The 2,450-nt window shown below is 49.3% G+C and carries 2 tRNA genes and 2 rRNA genes; all 4 read right to left on the reverse strand.

The window, feature by feature from the left end:
- Positions 1-549: ribosomal RNA gene (locus A9G35_RS13785) — 23S ribosomal RNA — on the reverse strand; the annotation flags it as partial.
- A gap of 210 nt (positions 550-759) precedes the next feature.
- A tRNA-Ala gene (locus tag A9G35_RS12740) sits at positions 760-835 on the reverse strand.
- A gap of 52 nt (positions 836-887) precedes the next feature.
- Positions 888-964 (reverse strand) — tRNA-Ile (locus A9G35_RS12745).
- A 58-nt stretch (positions 965-1,022) separates the two neighbouring features.
- Positions 1,023-2,450: ribosomal RNA gene (locus A9G35_RS12750) — 16S ribosomal RNA — on the reverse strand; the annotation flags it as partial.

Genomic DNA, 2,450 nt, shown 5'->3' on the forward strand with positions numbered 1-2,450 from the left:
CCCAACGGTAACAGCTCCCACTGATTGTACGTACACGGTTTCAGGGTCTATTTCACTCCCCTCCCGGGGTTCTTTTCGCCTTTCCCTCACGGTACTAGTTCACTATCGGTCAATCAGGAGTATTTAGCCTTGGAGGATGGTCCCCCCTTCTTCAGACAGGATATCACGTGTCCCGCCCTACTCTATAAGCTTCCACATATCACACCTTCGTGTACGGGACTTTCACCCTCTATCGTGCGACTTTCCAGACGCTTCCACTAATACGATATGCTACCCGCTTGGGCTCCTCCCCTTTCGCTCGCCGCTACTCAGGGAATCTCGGTTGATTTCTTTTCCTCGGGGTACTTAGATGTTTCAGTTCTCCCGGTTCGCCTCATCTAACTATGAATTCATTAGATGATAGTGTAGTTTCCTACACTGGGTTTCCCCATTCGGACATCGACGGCTATTACGCTTTTTATCAGCTTACCGTCGCTTTTCGCAGATTAACACGTCCTTCTTCGCCTCTGATTGCCTAGGCATCCACCGTGTACGCTTAATTTCTTAACCTTACAACTCACAGTTGTCTTGGTTTTAATTACGCTTTCTTCTCTTTCTTACTTCCAGTCGCCTATATCTATATATCGCTTCCTTCCGTAAAAACGAGAACTCGTTTCTTTCAGCTTGTTCCTAATTGTTAAAGAGCTTTATCTTTCTATTCACTTAACCACTAAATCAAGTAAATACAAAAATAATTTATTTTAAAAGAGACTTCTTTAATGGTGGAGCTAAGCGGGATCGAACCGCTGGCCTCCTGCGTGCAAGGCAGGCGCTCTCCCAGCTGAGCTATAGCCCCATTGTGTTCACTTCTTCAACGACTCAAACTCGTAAGCTCAATTCCATTGAATTGGTGGGTCTGAGTGGACTTGAACCACCGACCTCACCCTTATCAGGGGTGCGCTCTAACCACCTGAGCTACAGACCCAATAAAGTGACTCTTTCTTCTAAACAAACAATCTGTGTGAACACTTACGAGCACTTCGTAAGGAGGTGATCCAACCGCAGGTTCCCCTACGGTTACCTTGTTACGACTTCACCCCAGTCATGAACCACACCGTGGTAAACGCCCTCCCGAAGGTTAAGCTATCTACTTCTGGTGCAACCCACTCCCATGGTGTGACGGGCGGTGTGTACAAGGCCCGGGAACGTATTCACCGTGACATTCTGATTCACGATTACTAGCGATTCCGACTTCATGGAGTCGAGTTGCAGACTCCAATCCGGACTTAGACGTATTTTATGAGGTCCGCTTACTCTCGCGAGGTCGCCTCCCTTTGTATACGCCATTGTAGCACGTGTGTAGCCCTGGTCGTAAGGGCCATGATGACTTGACGTCGTCCCCACCTTCCTCCGCTTTATCAACGGCAGTCTCCTTTGAGTTCCCGACCGAATCGATGGCAACAAAGGATAAGGGTTGCGCTCGTTGCGGGACTTAACCCAACATTTCACAACACGAGCTGACGACAGCCATGCAGCACCTGTCTCACAGTTCCCGAAGGCACTCTCATATCTCTACAAGATTCTGTGGATGTCAAGACCAGGTAAGGTTCTTCGCGTTGCATCGAATTAAACCACATGCTCCACCGCTTGTGCGGGCCCCCGTCAATTCATTTGAGTTTTAACCTTGCGGCCGTACTCCCCAGGCGGTCGATTTATCGCGTTAGCTTCGGAGCCCATCACTCTAGGCAACAAACTCCAAATCGACATCGTTTACAGCGTGGACTACCAGGGTATCTAATCCTGTTTGCTCCCCACGCTTTCGCATCTCAGCGTCAGTATCTGTCCAGAAGGCCGCCTTCGCCACCGGTATTCCTCCACATCTCTACGCATTTCACCGCTACACGTGGAATTCTACCTTCCTCTACAATACTCCAGATAACCAGTTTTAAATGCAATTCCTAGGTTGAGCCCAGGGATTTCACACCTAACTTAATTATCCGCCTACATGCCCTTTACGCCCAGTCATTCCGATTAACGCTCGCACCCTCCGTATTACCGCGGCTGCTGGCACGGAGTTAGCCGGTGCTTCTTCTGTAACTAACGTCAATTCTAGGCACTTTTCATACCCAAAACTTCCTCACTACCGAAAGTACTTTACAACCCGAAGGCCTTCTTCATACACGCGGCATGGCTGCATCAGGGTTCCCCCCATTGTGCAATATTCCCCACTGCTGCCTCCCGTAGGAGTCTGGACCGTGTCTCAGTTCCAGTGTGGCTGGTCATCCTCTCAGACCAGCTAGAGATCGTCGCCTTGGTAAGCCTTTACCCTACCAACTAGCTAATCCCATATGGGTTCATCAAATGGCGTACGTCCTCGCGGAACCGTACTTTGGTTTCTCAACTTTATGCGGTATTAGCAGTCGTTTCCAACTGTTGTCCCCCACCATTCGGCAGATCCCCATACATTACTC

Origin of the sequence: Gilliamella sp. Choc5-1 (assembly GCF_001690595.1) — a bacterium.
In the GTDB taxonomy this organism is placed as follows: Bacteria; Pseudomonadota; Gammaproteobacteria; order Enterobacterales; family Orbaceae; genus Gilliamella; species Gilliamella apicola_M.